At 56.5% G+C, this 16,473-nt stretch carries 10 protein-coding genes and 1 tRNA gene; 4 read left to right on the top strand and 7 right to left on the bottom strand.

Annotated features, from left to right (window positions below; translation table 11 throughout):
• Positions 1 to 614 precede the first annotated feature (614 nt).
• The 4 genes from ACR3ZL_RS26900 to ACR3ZL_RS26885 all read right to left on the bottom strand — a co-directional run bounded on the left by ACR3ZL_RS26900 (position 615) and on the right by ACR3ZL_RS26885 (position 3,127).
• Positions 615 to 815, bottom strand: a complete 201-nt coding sequence (locus ACR3ZL_RS26900; protein ID WP_486173107.1) for a hypothetical protein — start codon at positions 813 to 815, stop codon at positions 615 to 617.
• 217 nt (positions 816 to 1,032) lie between these two features.
• Positions 1,033 to 1,521, bottom strand: coding sequence for a hypothetical protein (locus ACR3ZL_RS26895; protein WP_473650010.1), 489 nt, complete (start codon positions 1,519 to 1,521; stop codon positions 1,033 to 1,035).
• A 1-nt stretch (position 1,522) separates the two neighbouring features.
• Positions 1,523 to 2,131 carry a hypothetical protein gene (locus tag ACR3ZL_RS26890; protein ID WP_473650011.1) on the bottom strand — a complete coding sequence of 203 codons (609 nt, stop codon included), beginning with the start codon at positions 2,129 to 2,131 and terminating at the stop codon, positions 1,523 to 1,525.
• A gap of 910 nt (positions 2,132 to 3,041) precedes the next feature.
• Positions 3,042 to 3,127, bottom strand: a tRNA-Leu gene (locus ACR3ZL_RS26885).
• 586 nt (positions 3,128 to 3,713) lie between these two features.
• On the opposite strand from ACR3ZL_RS26885, the gene ACR3ZL_RS26880 reads away from it, so the two are divergent.
• From ACR3ZL_RS26880 to ACR3ZL_RS26865, 4 genes are read left to right on the top strand one after another with little or no spacing between them, the layout of a single operon-like run.
• Positions 3,714 to 5,108: a DUF1501 domain-containing protein gene (locus ACR3ZL_RS26880; protein WP_473650012.1), complete on the top strand. Its 1,395-nt coding sequence runs from the start codon at positions 3,714 to 3,716 to the stop codon at positions 5,106 to 5,108.
• Between the two features lie 38 nt (positions 5,109 to 5,146).
• Positions 5,147 to 7,657 carry a PPC domain-containing protein gene (locus tag ACR3ZL_RS26875; RefSeq protein WP_473650013.1) on the top strand — a complete coding sequence of 837 codons (2,511 nt, stop codon included), beginning with the start codon at positions 5,147 to 5,149 and terminating at the stop codon, positions 7,655 to 7,657.
• Positions 7,658 to 7,716: 59 nt separating this feature from the next.
• Positions 7,717 to 10,035: a DUF1549 domain-containing protein gene (locus ACR3ZL_RS26870; protein ID WP_473650014.1), complete on the top strand. Its 2,319-nt coding sequence runs from the start codon at positions 7,717 to 7,719 to the stop codon at positions 10,033 to 10,035.
• A gap of 56 nt (positions 10,036 to 10,091) precedes the next feature.
• A complete protein-coding gene (locus ACR3ZL_RS26865) occupies positions 10,092 to 11,576 on the top strand; it encodes a c-type cytochrome domain-containing protein (RefSeq protein WP_486173106.1) in 1,485 nt (494 codons plus the stop codon).
• A gap of 58 nt (positions 11,577 to 11,634) precedes the next feature.
• Here the strand turns inward: ACR3ZL_RS26865 and pgi are convergent, their stop codons facing one another.
• The 3 genes from pgi to ACR3ZL_RS26850 all read right to left on the bottom strand — a co-directional run bounded on the left by pgi (position 11,635) and on the right by ACR3ZL_RS26850 (position 16,382).
• On the bottom strand, positions 11,635 to 13,260 hold the full coding sequence (gene pgi / locus ACR3ZL_RS26860) for a glucose-6-phosphate isomerase (protein ID WP_486173105.1): 1,626 nt from the start codon (positions 13,258 to 13,260) through the stop codon (positions 11,635 to 11,637).
• Between the two features lie 95 nt (positions 13,261 to 13,355).
• Positions 13,356 to 15,599: a DNA mismatch repair endonuclease MutL gene (gene mutL / locus ACR3ZL_RS26855; protein WP_473650018.1), complete on the bottom strand. Its 2,244-nt coding sequence runs from the start codon at positions 15,597 to 15,599 to the stop codon at positions 13,356 to 13,358.
• Positions 15,600 to 15,806: 207 nt separating this feature from the next.
• A complete protein-coding gene (locus tag ACR3ZL_RS26850; RefSeq protein WP_473650019.1) occupies positions 15,807 to 16,382 on the bottom strand; it encodes a hypothetical protein in 576 nt (191 codons plus the stop codon).
• Positions 16,383 to 16,473: the final 91 nt, after the last annotated feature.

Below are 16,473 nucleotides of genomic sequence, written 5' to 3'. Positions count from 1 at the left end.
TTCGTGCCCAAGCCAGCCACTCCCTCAACAAGAGTAGGACGATTGTCCCCAATCGTTCGGGCTCAAGCGGGCTCATCTGGTCGCGTGCAACTCCCAAACGATTGGGACAATCGTTCTACAATGAAGTCATGCAATCAGCCACTTGATCCTGTCAGAACTCACCATGTATCCAGGCGGTGGATAATCCAAAGGGCCGAGGTCCAGGGGCTGGAACGATCCAGGACGATGCCATGAGAGTACGGCGCAACTCCTGGCCTACTGGTTATGATTGCATTTAAAAAAGGCGTCCGCGACCCTTTTCAGCTCCCCACCGAAGCACCGGAAGGCGGTCAGCGGACCAGCCATCACTGCCATTCAAAATGGCACAATAACGTCCTCGCTGGGCTGGAACGATCCAGGACGATGCCATGAGAATACGGTGCAACTCTTGGCCTACTGGTTTTGAACGCCCTAGGAAAAGCGTTCGCTGCCCCTTTGGGTTCCCCACCGACGCCGCCATCCGTGCCATCCAAAATGGCAAGAAAGAGTCCGCTTACCTTTTCTTCGTGGCAAATGCTCTAGGGGTATCGTGTTCCGGCAAATTGCCAAGGAACAATTGAGGTGCTCAGATACGTTTAGCTGCTACCAACACCGCCGTTTTCATAAATTGAGCCAAACCGAACCACTTCTTCGGAGCGTTCGCAGAGCATTACCGCTTTTTTATTTTTGCCGAGTTCGGAAGATGGATTAGGCGATACGTTCACATGAGCTGTGTTTCCGAGATGCTCTTTGAACACAGCGCGGTAACCACAATCAAGAATGTCCTGATACTTCAAGCGGACGATACCGCAGTTCTTTCGATTCCATTTCGACTCCGCGAATGCAATTGCGTCCGGAACGCTAAACTCTGACTCAAGAAAAACAGAGAAGATCGGCTTCTTGTAGTAGGCCGTCGATGGCCGATTCTCAGTTCTACACCAGAGATTCTCCGTCGTAACAATCCAGATTAGCGGGTCAGTGGGGTTAGGCTCTGAACCTTGTTCTCGCACCTAATCACTCATTTTTCAACCAGGAAAACAGATCCGAAATCTGTTCGTCGTTCTGCCTAATCGCAATAACGTTCTTCTCCATGATTGAAATTAATTGCCCTTCAGTCGCATCGGAGGCATTACCATCCCAATAGATGAAGCTCGGTGGTCCCTCTGGCGAGAACTCAATCTCTAGGTGTTTGGGCCCGTTATGCCACTCAAGCTGAAGCCCGCCATCACAAGTTGGGTTGATAACGGTATTGGGATGAGTGATGGATCTTCTGCAGAAAACGATTACTGCCTGCACTACTTCATCCGTTGGCGCAACAGCATCGTAGCTATCCCAATTATCTGGTAATGACCGAAGTTCGTCTAAACGTGCCTTAATTCGATCTTCAGCATTCGGATCGTAGAAGTTTCCTTCACTCGTGTAGCCAGGGAAGGCGGTTGAGTTGGGTTCACAGCTAGGATGTGACGTCTTGGTAATGCGATGAGGGTCCGTTAATTGGAGCATGTTATTCTGATTCCTTCGGACGTATTTCAATTCCCCAAGCCTTTTCAATCAAAGACTTCAGGGTGTCGATTGATAATGTAAATTCATCTGCTGCAGTTGCGAGTACTTCGCTTTCGCAACTTCGTGTTTCATGGTTGCCGCTTACTATTAGCAGACGCTCTGTCTGTTCAATCGAAACGGCAATACTCTTGTTGTCTGGTGCATCAAGTGAAATAGAGGCAGAGCGACGCTTGCTCTTGAATTCGCCCAATTCATCCGGCAGAGAACGTAGGGTAGGGTGTATTTCGTCTGAATTTGCTTTAAACGCAATGTTTGCGCCAACAGCTACCAATGGTGTTTCGGCCAGTTTCCGCAATATTTTCCCGACAGGGGATCCACAGTCGAAATCCGGTGACTCACTAACAATTTCTATTCGCTGGGGGTCAACGACAAGCTTGGCCCCGTTTTCACCAAGGCTAATGCGAAAACCTGGTCGCGAAAGTGCGAACTCCAAATTTTGAGGATCGCCCTCGAGCACACCACATTTTTTTAGCCAAGGCGGCGTGAAAATGTGAATGTTAAATGTGCCTACAGCGATGAGGCTGGCAGATTCGAAAGTGAATCGTGTCACAACAATCTGAGCTTTCTCGACATGAAAAACGAATATTTGACTTGGTACTCTAAGTTTACGTTAGACGCTCGAATAGCCGCCAACGTTCAACTAACATTCTTGATTTTAAGTAGTAGCCACTTGGAACTCACTACGGCAAACGGAAAAACAGAAAAGACAGTCTAATATAGAAAGCAGGGGACACCTTCATATTCTGTTGCCAAATGATTCGGCTAGCAACAGTTTAGTCGTCGGGAATGTCGGTTTTCTTTATAGGAAAAATGTAAGTACTGGTCGTGCTGCAAACTTATTCTCGGTTCGCACGACTAGCCCCACCCTTCACCCGCCCTCTAGCCCCGCCCTTTTGAGCTCTATTCGCTCGAAAGCCTGGGTTTCAGCCAGAGTTAATTCCAGGAGATGGGAATTCAGCCTCGTCCACGCATCTGGTTGGGTCTGTCTCTGTACGGGTTTGCCCGTTCTTTCCCGAGCTGTTGCCTCACCTAATGCAAGCCAGAGAGATGGCCCCGAGGGAGTCGAGTTGGTGGTTGCTCGAGACGGGCTTGGTAGGAGGGTCACGAGACGTTCAAGAAGAGCGTCGAGCGGGCGGGGCTGACCGCTTGGCTGAAGCGGATGCAGGACCTGGGGGCGACCCGTGACTTCGAGTTGCTGGACCTCGGGCAAAGACGCGACACGCTGCATCGGGAGCTGTGGCCCGTCTAGATGAGGCTCGTCGCCATGGCGAGGCAATCGTCGTTGGGCCGGGTGATTGAAAGAGGGGTGCCGAACGAGGGACGAAAATTACCCCAAAATTCACCCCGCTCGATCGCTGCGAATGGCGATGGATAGCATCTGGCCGAAACCGTGGGAGATTCGAAACGCCGCTAGAAACGGGTTTTGTTGCTGGTGAGTGCCAGCGGTTTCCCTTTCAAAATACCCAGGGCGGGACTCGAACCCGCAAGGCCGTATTCGGCCGGGGGATTTTAAATCCCCTGTGTCTGCCAATTCCACCACCTGGGCAGGTGCCGTGATTCACGGTGTTTTTGTCGATTTCGAGGGCGGCTTCGGGCCTCAAAAGTGCTCGATGGTGACAAATGGGGCACCACCGCGATGACCGCTGCATGTGCCATCGTGGCAGGATAACCGAATCCACGTCCTGGCAAAAGGACGGTTTCGACCTCCGAAATCGATCTTTGAAGCAGCTTTCCAGGCAGCTACACGACCCGAACTTGCGGGCCTTGTTTTCGCTTCAGACACCTTATTTTCCTCTTAGAGGGGGCCGTTCATCCAAAGCGGGGCTTCCGTGGGGAATTGGATCTTCGCAGGGGAGCCGGCCCGGTGTGCGGGTTTTTTAGTCCGTTTAGGGGGTGGATCTGCTGTCTTGGGCGTCTTTTAGGGAAATTGCGTGATCTTTCAGGGTCAACGTGACATTGTCTATTGGCAGGGCTCAACTTTCGCAGAAGGGCGGGGTAACGGATCACTCAGTCCAGTCGCCTAGTGTTGAGGGTCGATCGTGCTCGCAGTCATCGCGTCCGTGGTGGTTTGGGTGGCCAAGTAAGTTGCCTTGCATCCCACGTAGGAACCTCCAAGTGCAGGAATCCAATTCATGAACTCATCGAATCACTATGCTCGCGGATGTTCTGGTTTTCAGACCATGCCGCGTCGTCAGATCCTTCAAGCCGGGACCCTCGGTGCGTTCGGGCTCTCGATGGCCGACCTCTTTCGTCTGCAGGCGGCGGAGAACTCGGGGATGACGGTGGGCGCTGGCAAGAAGATCGAGCCGCGTGCGAAGAGCGTGATCCAGATCAACCTGCCCGGCGGTTTCCCGCATCACGAGTCGTTTGATCCGAAGCCGGAGGCGCCTGTTGAGTATCGCGGGTCTTTCGGAGTCGTGAAGACGAACACCGGTGAGGTGTTCAGCGACAATTTGCCAAGACTGGCGTCGATCGCCGACAAGTTGACGGTAGTGCGATCGGTTGTTGGAAAGATTCCGGACCACAACCTGGCGACCTACAACCTGTTCACCGGCTACACGCCCTCGGCCGTGATCGACTATCCGCAGATGGGATCCATCGTGTCGCACGAGCTGGGGGCTGTCGGCGAGTTGCCTTGTTACATCGCGATCCCGGGCAAGAACGCGGCCAGTGGCGGCACTGGGTTTTTGCCAAGTATTCATGGGCCGTTCGAAACCGGCGGCGATCCGGGAACGGAAAAGAAGAACTTCCGCGTGCGAGACTTCTCGTTGCCGTCGGGAATGTCGGTGGATCAGCTTCGGCGTCGGCGGGCGGTTCGCGAGACGGTCGAAAAGCGGATCCGGGACCTTGAGGCGAATCCGGTGATGCTTGACACGATGGATGAATTCCACGCTCGGGCCTATTCGCTTTTGACATCGACCGATGCCCAAGATGCATTTTCTTTTGAAGGTGAGAGCGACGAAACGTTGAAGCTGTATGGCAGCGAAGTCACCGGAGACATCAAGGGTCCCGATGGTCGGCTGCATCCGAAGGGACTCGCCGAGCGGCTGATCATTGCACGCCGGTTGGTGGAGTCGGGAGTGCGGTTCGTGACGCTGGAGTATGGATCGTGGGATTGCCACAGCGGTGTGGAAAAAGCGTGCCTGGATCAGATGCGTCCGTTTGATCATGCGATCGCGGGATTGGTGACGGACCTGGATCGTCGCGGGATGCTCGACTCGACCATTGTTTGGGTGACGACGGAGTTCGGCCGCACACCGAAGATCAACAAAGAGAGTGGCCGGGATCACTGGTCACGCAGTTTTTCGATGATGGTCGCGGGCGGCGGTTTCAACCAAGGGCTTACCTATGGGGCCAGCGACTCGACGGGCGGCGAACCCGCTCGCGATGCCGTGACCCTCGAGAACTTGATGGCCACGATCTATCACCAGATGGGCATCGATGCGAACAAGGAATTGGTGGCGTTCGGGACGCGGCCGATCGAAATTATCCGCGATGCCGAGGTCGTCAAGTCGCTGATTAGCTAAGCGACGGAAACGATTCTTCTTACGGGAGCCAACACAACATGCTTACTTTCAGCAGGACGATTCTTTCGTCTGTCGTCCTTGTCGTTTTATCAAGCGGTTTGATATCGAGCGGTCTCGCATGGGCTGACCCTTGGATCGCTGGCGTGACACCACGTCTGGTCGGTCGGGGAACGACCAGCGAGATCACGATCACTCGATGGCGCCACGAGGCCAGCGAACTGGTGTTCTATCCACCAGGGATGACGGGCCCGGAGTACGACAACAACGGCGATCGCAATCAGCATCCGGGCATCCGCTGCATCGGCACTGAATTTGACGCTGAAAAGGAGCGATTGGTTTGTCGGTTGGAGGTTTCGGACGATTGCCAGCCCGGCGAGTATCCGTTTCGGGTTTTGACCGCGGTGGGGCTCTCTTCGATGGGGACGGTTCATGTCAGTCCGTTTCCAGTGGTCGAAGAGGGCGAGAAAAAGCCCAATACGAACGACCAAGTTGAAACCGCATTGCGGGTCGAGCCAAACGTCACCGTGTTGGGAACGCTGTCGAGAAGCGCCGCCGATGACATTGATTGTTTCCGCGTAGCGGGCAAAGCTGGCGATCGACTTTCCGTTGAGGTCGACATGGTCAAGATGGGCAACGACCTTCGCTGGAACCCGGTGCCGGATGGTTACGATTCCGTGGTCACGGTTCTTGACCCGTCAGGAAAGCGGATTGCGATCAACGATGATTCGTCTTTGAACCGGCAAGACCCGTTGGTGTCGGTGAAGTTGCCTGTCGACGGTGATTACACCGTTGTTCTGCGTCGCTCGATGTTTGTTCCCGAAGAGAGAGCTTACGCGATCCACATCGGTCAGTACTTTCGACCGCTGGCGGCATATCCACCGGGCGGACCGGCAGGGGTGCCGCTTGATATCGAGTTGCTCGGCGACCCACTGGGGCCTGTGTCGCAAACCGTGACACCACCTGACGCACCGGGCACGTTCGCGTACTTCGGCGAAGCAACGTTGCCATTGTCGCTGCGTTCCAGCCCGTATCCGAACTTGCTTGAAGAGCCGGATCAATTCGAAACGCGAGTTCCTAAAACGCCGATCGCGGTTAACGGCATCCTGGCCAAGTCGGATGAGACCGATCGGTTCCGCATCACGGTGCAGAAGGGTGTGCCGCTGCAGGTGCGGGTTTGGGCCAGTGCACTGGGGTCGCCCGTGGATCCGTCGATCAAGCTTCGCCGAGTCGACGAATCAGGTAAGCCCGGGGCGGTGGAGCTTCAGGCTGATGATGCCAAACGTCCCGAACGCGATATCTTTGGCGGGCAGGGTGACTTTCCTGAGACGTTCGATCCGTCGGTGATCTGGACGCCGAAGCATGACGGTGATTACGTGCTTGAGATTGCTGATCCACGTGGTGTGGGTGGTCCAACGCATGTTTACCGTATCGAGATTGCACCGCCGGTTAACACGCTGCATGTGGGGCTTTCGTTTGAAGGTTACAAGCCAGAGCGGCCTCGGAAAACGTCGCTGTCGGTGCCGCGTGGCGGTACCTGGACGGTCCGGTTGTCGCTCTATCCGGCACAAGGAAGCAACATCAAGGGACCGATCGATCTTGGGATTGAGGGGATGCCTGAGGGTATCAAGATGCTGTCCCCGCGGATGCCCAGTCTGGAATCGGTTTGGCCGATGACGTTGGTGGCGGATGCCGACGCCGAGTTGGATGCATCGCTGATCAACGTGACCGCGCGGCCAGCGGACGGTGGCGAGCCGTTCGTTGTCGTGAACCAACAAAACCTGCAACGGGTGTCCTATTCGCACTATCCGTGGCGAAACATTCGGGTTGACCGATTCGCGGCCGCCGTGAGCGAACCGGCTGGCTTTGCGTTGGATCTTCAGGCACCCAAACAACCGCTGATGCGTGGATCGGAGATGACCATCCCGATCAAGATTCTGCGAGAATCAGGGTTCGACGAACCGCTGGAGATTCAGTGCGAATTCGCACCGCGCGGCGTCGGTACATCGCCCGCCGAGATCATTCCGGCGGGCGAGACGTCAGCCTTCCTAACGCTATCGGCGTCAGCGAATGCCAAGATTGGCAGCTCACCGCTGTATGTGATGGCGACCACGACCCAGGCGAGAGGCGGACGGGCGGACAGTAAGGTTCGGGGCGATACGGAATTAGGATCCGAGCGTGTGAGGGTCTCGTCGGATGTCGTCACCATCGAGGTTGCCGAGCCCTTTTTGTCTCTTTCAACCGAGCCACAAAGTGTTCGCCGCGGCGAGAAGATTGAGTACCAGTGGGCAGTCAAACAGATTCGTCCGTTTGAAGGCAAAGCAACCGTCAGCATGCTGGGTTTGCCGGTCGGTGTGACTCAGGTCGGTGATGAGCCGACGATCGATAAGGATTCGACTGAGGTGACGGTGCAACTGGAGGCACGCGACGAGGCGTTGTTGGGTTTGGTGAGTGATTTGAAGTGCGACGTGCGGTTTTCCGTCGGCGGCACCGAGATCCAATTACGGACGGGCTCCGGCAAGCTGCGAATTGACCCGAGATTGGAAAAGTGATGCGACCGACAAACCTGAATTCAGAACCCCGAAATCATTCCAAAGTAGGGACCACATTCGTGACCGTAAAATCAATGCTGACTTGGGTGCTTGCGGGCATCTTGCTGACGTCCAGTGGCGTCCATGCGGCGGAAATTCTCGCCGACACGTTGACGTCCAGTAAGTCCGCCGCCGCTGAATCGGCATCGGGGACTTCGGATCTCGATCAGTCGGAGGCTGACCTGTCGGACACAAGTCCTTCGGTCGTGCCGAGCTTTCGGCGTGACGTCATGCCGGTCTTCTTCCGCGCCGGGTGCAATGCCGGCACGTGCCACGGATCGGCTCGAGGCAAGGATGGCTACATGCTTTCGTTGTTTGGTTACGACACGGCGGGTGACTACTTCCGCACGGTGGAAGAGATTCCAGGCCGCCGCGTGAATACGGCGTTGCCATCGGAAAGCTTGCTGTTATTGAAAGCGACCGGTGCGGTGCCTCACACCGGCGGAAAGTTGTTCGAAAGTAACAGTGAGCTTGCCAAAACGCTGCGAGATTGGATCCAGGCGGGTGCTCCGGATGATGTCGGCGATGTACCCGATGTGGCCGGCATCGCGGTTTCAAAGCCCTCTTTGGTTTTCAAAAAGGCGGCACAGACGATGGACTTGCGGGTCACGGCGACGTACGCCGATGGTTCAACTCGCGATGTCACATCGCTGGCTCTTTTCGGTACCAATAACCCGAGCGTGGCCGACATCGATTCGCAAGGCCGCGTGATCGCCAAGGGGGCCGGCGATACGACGGTCTTCGCAAGGTTTAGCCGGTTCACCGTCGGCGCCGAAGTGATTGTGTTGCCGTCCAGTGAAGGGTTCACTTGGCCCAATCCACCGGAGAACAACTTCATCGATAAGCATGTCTTCGCGCGACTGCAAAAGTTGCGGATCGCGCCATCGGAACTTTGCGACGACGAGACGTTCCTTCGCCGTGTTACCCTTGATCTTGCCGCCCGGCCACCGACGGTGGAAGAGTATCAAGCTTTCATGGCGGATACTTCGCCCGACAAGCGAGCTCGAAAGATCGACGAATTGCTTGCCAGCGAAGACTTCACGGATTACCTGACGGCGTTGTGGGCGGAACTTTGCCGAGTTAATAGCCACGACTACACGGGACGAGGTGACTCGCATAAACCCGCCAATGCGTTCAACGCTTGGTTGCGCGATCAAGTGGCCGCCGATCGGCCGTTTGACGAAGTCGTGGCCGACATGGTGACGGCGGTTGGCAGCACGAACATCGACGGCCAAACGGGCCTCTACACGATGCTGATCAAAGACTACCAACTTGATCCCAAGGTGATGGCGGCGGACTTCTCGCAGCTTTTCTTGGGCGTGCGGATGCAGTGCGCGGAGTGCCACAATCACCCCTTCGATCGCTGGACGATGGATGACTATTACGGCTTCGTCAGTTTCTTCAGTTGCGTTAAGCGAAAGTCGGGCAGCGACAGTCGTGATCGGCGAGTGATCTTTGATCCATCTGCTCCACCGGCCAAGCACGCGTTGGACGGTCGGCCCATGCCCGCGAAATTGCTAGGTGAAGTTGAGCCCGTGAAGGGCGAAGGCGATCCGCGACGAGCGTTGGCTGCATGGATCAAGGATCCCGGCAACGACCTCTTTAACCGCAATATCGTCAATCGACTTTGGGCTCATCTATTTGGTGTCGGCATCGTGGACCCGATTGATGACTTCCGGGCGACAAACCCGCCGGCGAACGGTCCGCTATTGGATTCGCTCGCCGCACGGTATGTCGAGCATGGTCGCCGAATTCGGCCGATTGTTCGCGACATTTGTAACTCGCGGGTCTATCAGCTTTCGATTGAACCGACCCCATCTGGGAAAGACGACCTGCGGCAGTTCTCGCATGCTCAACTTCGGCGACTGCGGGCCGACGTGTTGCTTGATTCGATCGTTGCCGTTACCGGGGTTCCTCGGTCGTTGCCTCGATCCCCGACGGGCACGAAGGCCATCAACTACATCAACCGTAACCACAACATGGCGACCGGTGATTTTGTGCTGGATACCTTTGGCCAGTCGCCGCGAAAGACAGTGTGTGCCTGCGACACGAGAACCGAACCATCGCTCTCGCAAGTGATGCACTTGCTGGTGGGCGACACGTCCGGTCCCCGGGTGCACAAGGCGGGCAGCAACGGAGTACTGAAGTCAATCATGGAAAACGCATCGTCACCCGAAGATGTGATCGAGGCCATCTTTGTCCGTGTCCTTTCCCGTCGTCCGACAACGGCGGAGATGGAAACGATGCTGCAACTTGTAGCTGATGGTAAACCGTCGGACATCTACGAGGACATCTTCGCTGGACTGATCGACTCGAGCGAGTTTCTTTTCAACCACTGATGCATCCATTGTCTAAACAACCTGCCGCCGTCCAACTAGATTCGACTCGGAGAAGAATGATGAAGACTTCGCGCCACCGGCTTTCGCTTCCGTTTGATTCGGTGGCAGCATTTTTGGTTTTCGGTCTTTGTGTGGGTCTGCCGGTGAACGCGCACGCCCAAAACGAGATGATGATGGGCCAGATGTCCACTGGCGATAAAGACACGAGCCCAAAAGACACGGGCGTGAAGTCCGGTGGCAAGCCGGTCACATACGATGATCATGTCGCCGCGATCTTGAAAAAGAACTGTGCGACCTGTCATGGCGATGGGAAGCAAGAGGCCGGACTGAACCTTGCCAACTACGCTGACGTGACCGGCGAAAGCGGGCTTGTCGTACCAGGGCGATCGACAGCCAGCCACTTGGTGGAAGTGATCACCTCGACCGAAGAAGGCGAGCGGATGCCGCCCGAAGGCGACCCGTTGCCAGCCGAGGCGGTGGCGTTAATCAAGAAGTGGATCGACACCGGGTTGCGAGAAAATTCAGGGAGTTCCGCTGCGGAAATGCGAACGCTTGGCTTCCAAGCCGCGGCGCCGACTTCCGATGATGGTCCTGGAGCGGTTCCAGCGAACTTGCCAACGTTCATCCGCACGGTGACGCAGCGACCCTATCCGGTGCTCGCTCTGGCGGCCAGTTTGCGGGCTCCCGTGGCGGCTCGAAGTGGTTACGGTCTTATCGACTTTTTCAACCCTTCGACGGGTCACTCGTATGGCGCGATCGAGTTTCCTGAAGGCGAGCCGCTTGTGCTGAAGTTCAGCCAATCGGGGCGATTGCTGCTGGCCGCTGGCGGTAAGCCGGTGCAAAGCGGGACCGTCGTGCTCTTTGATGTGGCCACGGGGAAGCGTCTGGCAAGCGTGGCTGACGAGCCGGATGCGATCATCGCCGCGGACATTTCGCCCGATGAAAAGCTGGTGGCAATCGGGTGCACGAGCCGGCTCGTGAAGCTCTATAGCACCGAAGATGGCAGCCTGAAGGCGACCCTCGATAAGCACACTGACTGGGTCACCACGGTCGCGTTTTCGCCAGACGGAAAGTATCTGGCGACGGGCGACCGAATCGGTAATATCCATCTTTGGGATGGGGCCAGCGGCGGAGTGATTTTGCCGCTGTCGGAGCATAAAGAATCTGTGCGATCCCTATCGTGGCGTAGCGATTCGGGCGTCGTCGCTTCCGCCGCCGAGGATGGCACCGTTGTGTGGTGGGACGTGAAAGACGGTTGGCCGTTGTCTCAAAAGCCGAACGCGCATGCCGACGGCGTGCTTGATTGTCATTTCGGTCCACAAGGAGAGCTGGTCACCAGCGGCCGCGATGGGGCGGTAAAAATCTGGTCGGCCCAAGGCAAGCAGCTTAAGGCGTTTTCGATCGCGGAACCAACGAAAACCGAAAGTCCGCTTCCCCCGGGCGTCCGCGTTTTGCCAACCAGAGTGACGATCGCGGACGATGGTTCCACCGTAATCGCCGGTGACACATCCGGAAGCCTCCACACCTGGAAGCTTCCTTAAAACTTGGAAGCTTCCTTAAAACGACGGAAGCTCCCTTAAACCACGGATCAAACCCGAATTACTTCATCTGACGGTAGCGCTGGATGAGTTGGTTCGTGGAGCTGTCGTGGGCGAGGTCGCCGGTGTGGTCGCTGGCTAGTTCGGGGATGATGTTTTTGGCGAGGACTTTGCCGAGTTCGACGCCCCATTGATCGAAGGCGTCGATGTCCCAGATCACACTTTGGACGTACACGTTGTGTTCGTACAACGCGACTAGCTTGCCAAGCATGGAGGGCGACATCTGTTCGCCGAAGAGCGTGTTGGAAGGTCGGTTGCCTTGGAAGACACGATGGGGGACGAGCCAGTCTTCGGTGCCTTCGGCTTTCACTTCCTCGGCGGTTTTGCCGAACGCGAGTGCCTCGGATTGAGCCAGCACGTTGGCGATCAGGATGTCTTGATGGTCGCCGATCGGATTGAGTGACTTGGCGAACGCGATGAAGTCGCAAGGGATCAGACGCGTGCCTTGGTGGATCAATTGATAGAACGAGTGTTGGCCGTTGGTGCCGGGTTCGCCCCAGTAGATCAATCCGGTTTCGTGATCGACTTGTTCGCCTTGAACGGTGACGTACTTGCCGTTGCTTTCCATCGTGAGTTGTTGCAAATAGGCAGGAAAGCGTTTGAGGTATTGTTCGTAGGGAAGAACCGCGGTGGTTTCGACGCCAAAGAAGTTGGCGTACCAAACCGATAGCATCGCCATCAACACAGGCAGGTTGTCTTCCAGCGGTGCGGTGCGGAAGTGTTGGTCCATTTCGTGAAAGCCGTCAAGCATTTCACGGAAGCCGCTGGGGCCGACGGCGAGCATCGTCGAAAGTCCGATGGCGGAGTCCATGGAATAGCGGCCGCCCACCCAATCCCAAAAGCCAAACATGTTGGCGGTGTCGATTCCGAAAGCGGAGACTTTTTCGGCGTTGGTCGAGAGGGCGACGAAGTGTTTCGCGATCGCGGATTCATCGCCGCCGATGCCGTCGAGTAACCATTGCCGGGCGGTCGACGCGTTGGTCATCGTTTCGATGGTGGTGAAGGTTTTCGACGCGACGATGAACAGTGTTTCAGCGGGGTCGAGATCCACGGTGGCTTCGGCGAAATCGGTCGCGTCAACGTTGCTAACGAAGCGAAAGGTCAAGTCGCGTTGGCTGAAGTGACGCAGTGCTTCGTACGCCATGACTGGCCCAAGGTCCGATCCGCCGATACCGATGTTGACGATGTTGCGAATGGTTTTGCCGGTATGGCCTTTCCAGTCGCCGCCGCGAACGCGTTCACAGAACGCTGACATTTTGTCGAGGACGGCGTGGACTTCGGGGATCACGTTTTCGCCATCGACGATCACGCTGGCATCACGCGGCGCACGTAGCGCGGTGTGCAGAACGGCCCGGTTTTCGGTCAGGTTGATCTTTTCGCCGGTGAACATCGCTTCGATCTTTTCGCCCAGGCCGCGTGAGCGGGCGAGATCCAACAGCAGCGTCATGGTTTCCGAAGTGACGCGGTTCTTGGAGTAATCCAGGTACAGTCCCGCGGCCTCGGTGGTCATCGTTTGGCCACGTTTGGGATCGTCGGCAAAGAGATCTCGCAGTTGCGAATCTTTGATGGTGGCGTAGTGATCCGAGAGGGCTTTCCATTGCGGTGTGCCGGTCAAAGTAGCAGTCATCGGTAGGTCTTCGCTGATGGAGTTAGTGGTGGATTCGCGTGAGGCATCCGAGTTTGAATTCGGATTGAGAATAGGAAAAGCGTACTCGGTGGCGACTAGCCACGGTGGCCCAGACGGCCAAACATTTTGTCGAGTTCGTTGAGGCTGAAGAATAACGCCGTTGGCCGCCCGTGGGGGCAGTGATGGGTTTCTTGATACAGGTCTTTTTGCTCCAACAGGCTGGTGATTTCCTCGGGGGATAGCGGGTCACCGGCTTTAACAGCGGCTTTGCAGGCGACCGTGCTGAGCAAATGGTTCAGCAAATCTTTGGGGTTGGGATCGCGTCCGGCGCCCATAACGGACTCCAGGATCGTCCGCAGCATTTCCGCAGGACCGCGTTTAGGCAGGATCGCGGGGTAGGAATGGATCAGGATGGTCTCGCCGCCAAAGTCTTCGATTTCCAGACCGATGCGGGCGAGCGTGTCTTTGACTTCCAAGGCAGCGGCGCGTTCAGCCGGTGTCATCGAAACGGGTTCGGGGACGAGCAGTCGTTGAGCTTCGAGTGAGGATTCTTCGCCGAGTACTTTCTTGCAAACCCGCTCGTAGAGGACGCGTTCGTGAAGAGCGTGCTGGTCAATGACGACCATCCCTTTTTCGTCTTGGGTGACCAAATAGCGGTTGTGAACCTGGAAGCCTAAATAGCACACGCTTGGACGAGGACCGGCGGATTGACCGGGCTGAAATGACTGGCCGGTGATCGCGTTTGGGTTTCCACCCGATGCGCCGTCGGTGCCGGGTTGGGTGCCAGCAGTGGATTGGAAGCCAGTGGCGGACTCGTTTTCGTTTCTATCCCCTTCGTTCCCGTCCCAAGGAGCACGTTCGTCGGTGGAGGATCGGTTCGCCAAATCACGCTGCGAACCACCATCGAACGGTTGGAATTCAGGCACACCGCCGAGCATGGATGATGACGAGGAACTTGAGGACGCCGGGTTCGTGGAAGAGGCGGACTCGATGCGATGTGATTGCGGCAGATGAGGACTGACGCTGGCGGTGTCTTGGCCGGTTCGTGCCCAATCGATCACGGATTGACGCTGGACGTCGACATCACGTGCGGGCATCCCCATCACGGATTCGCTGGGTGTGCGAAGGTCTGCACCCTGAATCGGCTCCGGTGGTGTGGGGGAACCGACTCGGTGAGTCATGTCGGTTGATAGAAAACGTTGACGCAATGTTTGCAACAAACGGCTGTAAACGCGACCGCTGTCGGTGAAGCGAACTTCCAGTTTGGCCGGGTGCACGTTGACGTCGATCATCTCCGGCGGCATCGTCATCCGCAGGAAACAAACCGGATGCCGTCCAACCATCAGCATCCCGCGGTAGGATTCACCGAGGGCATGTTGCAGGGCGCGGTCGCGAATGTGGCGTCCGTTCAAAAACAGATACTGCATTCGGTTGTTGCCGCGACTGACCGAAGGATCGCAGGCATAACCGGTGATCTTGACCTGAGAGTCTTCGCTATCGATCGGGATTAGTGATTCCGAAATCTCGGTCCCAAAGAACGCTTCGATTCGGTCTGCCCAACGAACGGTGGGCAGCAGATCGAACATTTCCTTGTCACCATTGCGGAGACTGAAGTGCACCTTCGGGTTAGCGAGCGCGAGCCGCGTGAAGGCTTCGACAATGTGTCCACGTTCGGTTTGTGGAGTTTTCAAAAACTTGCGGCGGACCGGCGTGTTGAAGAACAGGTTGCGGACTTCAATCGTCGTGCCCACCGGGCAACCACAAGGACCAGGGGATTCGATGACGCCGCCGCGGATGTCAATTTGGCTGCCGCTGGATTCTCCTTCGGCGCGGCTACGGATGGTCATCTGGGAAACACTGGCGATCGATGCGAGTGCTTCGCCGCGGAACCCGAGTGTGCCGACGTGAAAGAGCGAATCGTCGTCGGGTAGTTTGCTGGTCGCGTGACTGGTGACGGCCAATGGCAGTTGTTCGGCAGTCATGCCGCAGCCATCATCGCTGATTCGAATCAGTTCGACCCCGCCACCATCGATGGTTAGGTCGACGCGGGTAGCGCCGGCATCGATGCTGTTTTCAAGAAGTTCTTTGACCACCGAAGCGGGCCGCTCGATGACCTCGCCAGCGGCGATCTGGTTGACCAGTTGGGGCGGCAGTTGCCGGATGATGCGGGGGCCCCTGGTTTGAGGGCCGTTGTTTTCAGAGGCCTTGTATTCTGGGCCCTTCTTATCTGGGCCCTCATTTTCAGAGACCTGGGACGCGGCTGCGGTCGGCGACGTGGTTTTGTCGCTGGCAGCGGAATCGGTCAGAACGGCGACGGAATCAGTTTGTGCATTGCTCATGCCCCGAATGTAACGGATCGGGATTAATGGACCAGCGGAAACTGATTTCAGGTGCGTCGGCCGGTTCGGGATGGTCCGCGATAACCCGCTACAACACGGATGATCGATCAGGTTCCCCAATCGGGTTTGTCCGATCGATCAGGCGAGTTGATCTCGGTCAAAGCTCGGAAGCTTTGAAAAGCCGGTGATCGCTATCGCAGTAGCGGTCTAGTTCAGTTCCAGCGAGGATTCCAGCTCGCGAAGTTCCTTTTCTGTCTCGTCCAGAGGTGCTTCGCTCTCGAGTTCGCCGGTTGAGATATCAGAGTCGTCAAACGGGGCAAGTTCGCTGCCCGAGGAAGTGAAGTCCAGTTTCAACCGATTCCCGTCGGGCTGAATCAGGTAGGCCTCGTCGACTTCACCTTGGGCGCCCATTTTGACCGAAAACTGTTGAGGCCCTGCTTCGGTTTCCGCGTCGAAAATGACGAAATCGGGGTTCTCTTCAGCTTCCTTCACCGTGGCGGTGAAGTTCATGGTCAGTTTGTCGATCGTGCCGACGTTGTCTTGAACTTGGGCAGATTGATTCAGTTCAGCTCGAACTGGCTCAAAAACAACGGAACCAAATTTAGAAAATCCAAAGGTCATCAGACCGCAGCAAACGATCAGGCCGATGAACCCCAAACCGAAAACAATTCCCAGTACCCACAGCCAGGTGCGGCTCTTCTTGGGCGGTGGGTTATTGGCGGAAAAGCCACCGTCGTTGCCGTATTGCTGGGGTGGGTTTGAATGAAAAGAGTCGTTGGACATGTTCCCGGCAATCCTTCTAGGGGCAATGAATGTTCAATCAAGGGCGCCCGACGCGACTTTTGAACCGTCGTTTGTCGGTCGATTTGCTCCT

The sequence above is a fragment of the Rhodopirellula sp. J20-39 genome (assembly GCF_057365095.1).
The sequence above is the reverse complement of the archived record's forward strand: the minus strand, read 5'-3'. Positions and strand labels throughout refer to the sequence as shown.

What these genes read in the sequence shown, in the direction of transcription:
- ACR3ZL_RS26895 (WP_473650010.1), bottom strand. Translation starts at nt 1,521, where the DNA reads ATGCTCCAATTAACGGACCCTCATCGCATTACCAAGACGTCACATCCT.
- ACR3ZL_RS26880 (WP_473650012.1), top strand. Translation starts at nt 3,714, where the DNA reads ATGAACTCATCGAATCACTATGCTCGCGGATGTTCTGGTTTTCAGACC.
- ACR3ZL_RS26875 (WP_473650013.1), top strand. Translation starts at nt 5,147, where the DNA reads ATGCTTACTTTCAGCAGGACGATTCTTTCGTCTGTCGTCCTTGTCGTT.
- ACR3ZL_RS26865 (WP_486173106.1), top strand. Translation starts at nt 10,092, where the DNA reads ATGATGAAGACTTCGCGCCACCGGCTTTCGCTTCCGTTTGATTCGGTG.
- pgi (WP_486173105.1), bottom strand. Translation starts at nt 13,260, where the DNA reads ATGACTGCTACTTTGACCGGCACACCGCAATGGAAAGCCCTCTCGGAT.
- mutL (WP_473650018.1), bottom strand. Translation starts at nt 15,599, where the DNA reads ATGAGCAATGCACAAACTGATTCCGTCGCCGTTCTGACCGATTCCGCT.
- ACR3ZL_RS26850 (WP_473650019.1), bottom strand. Translation starts at nt 16,382, where the DNA reads ATGTCCAACGACTCTTTTCATTCAAACCCACCCCAGCAATACGGCAAC.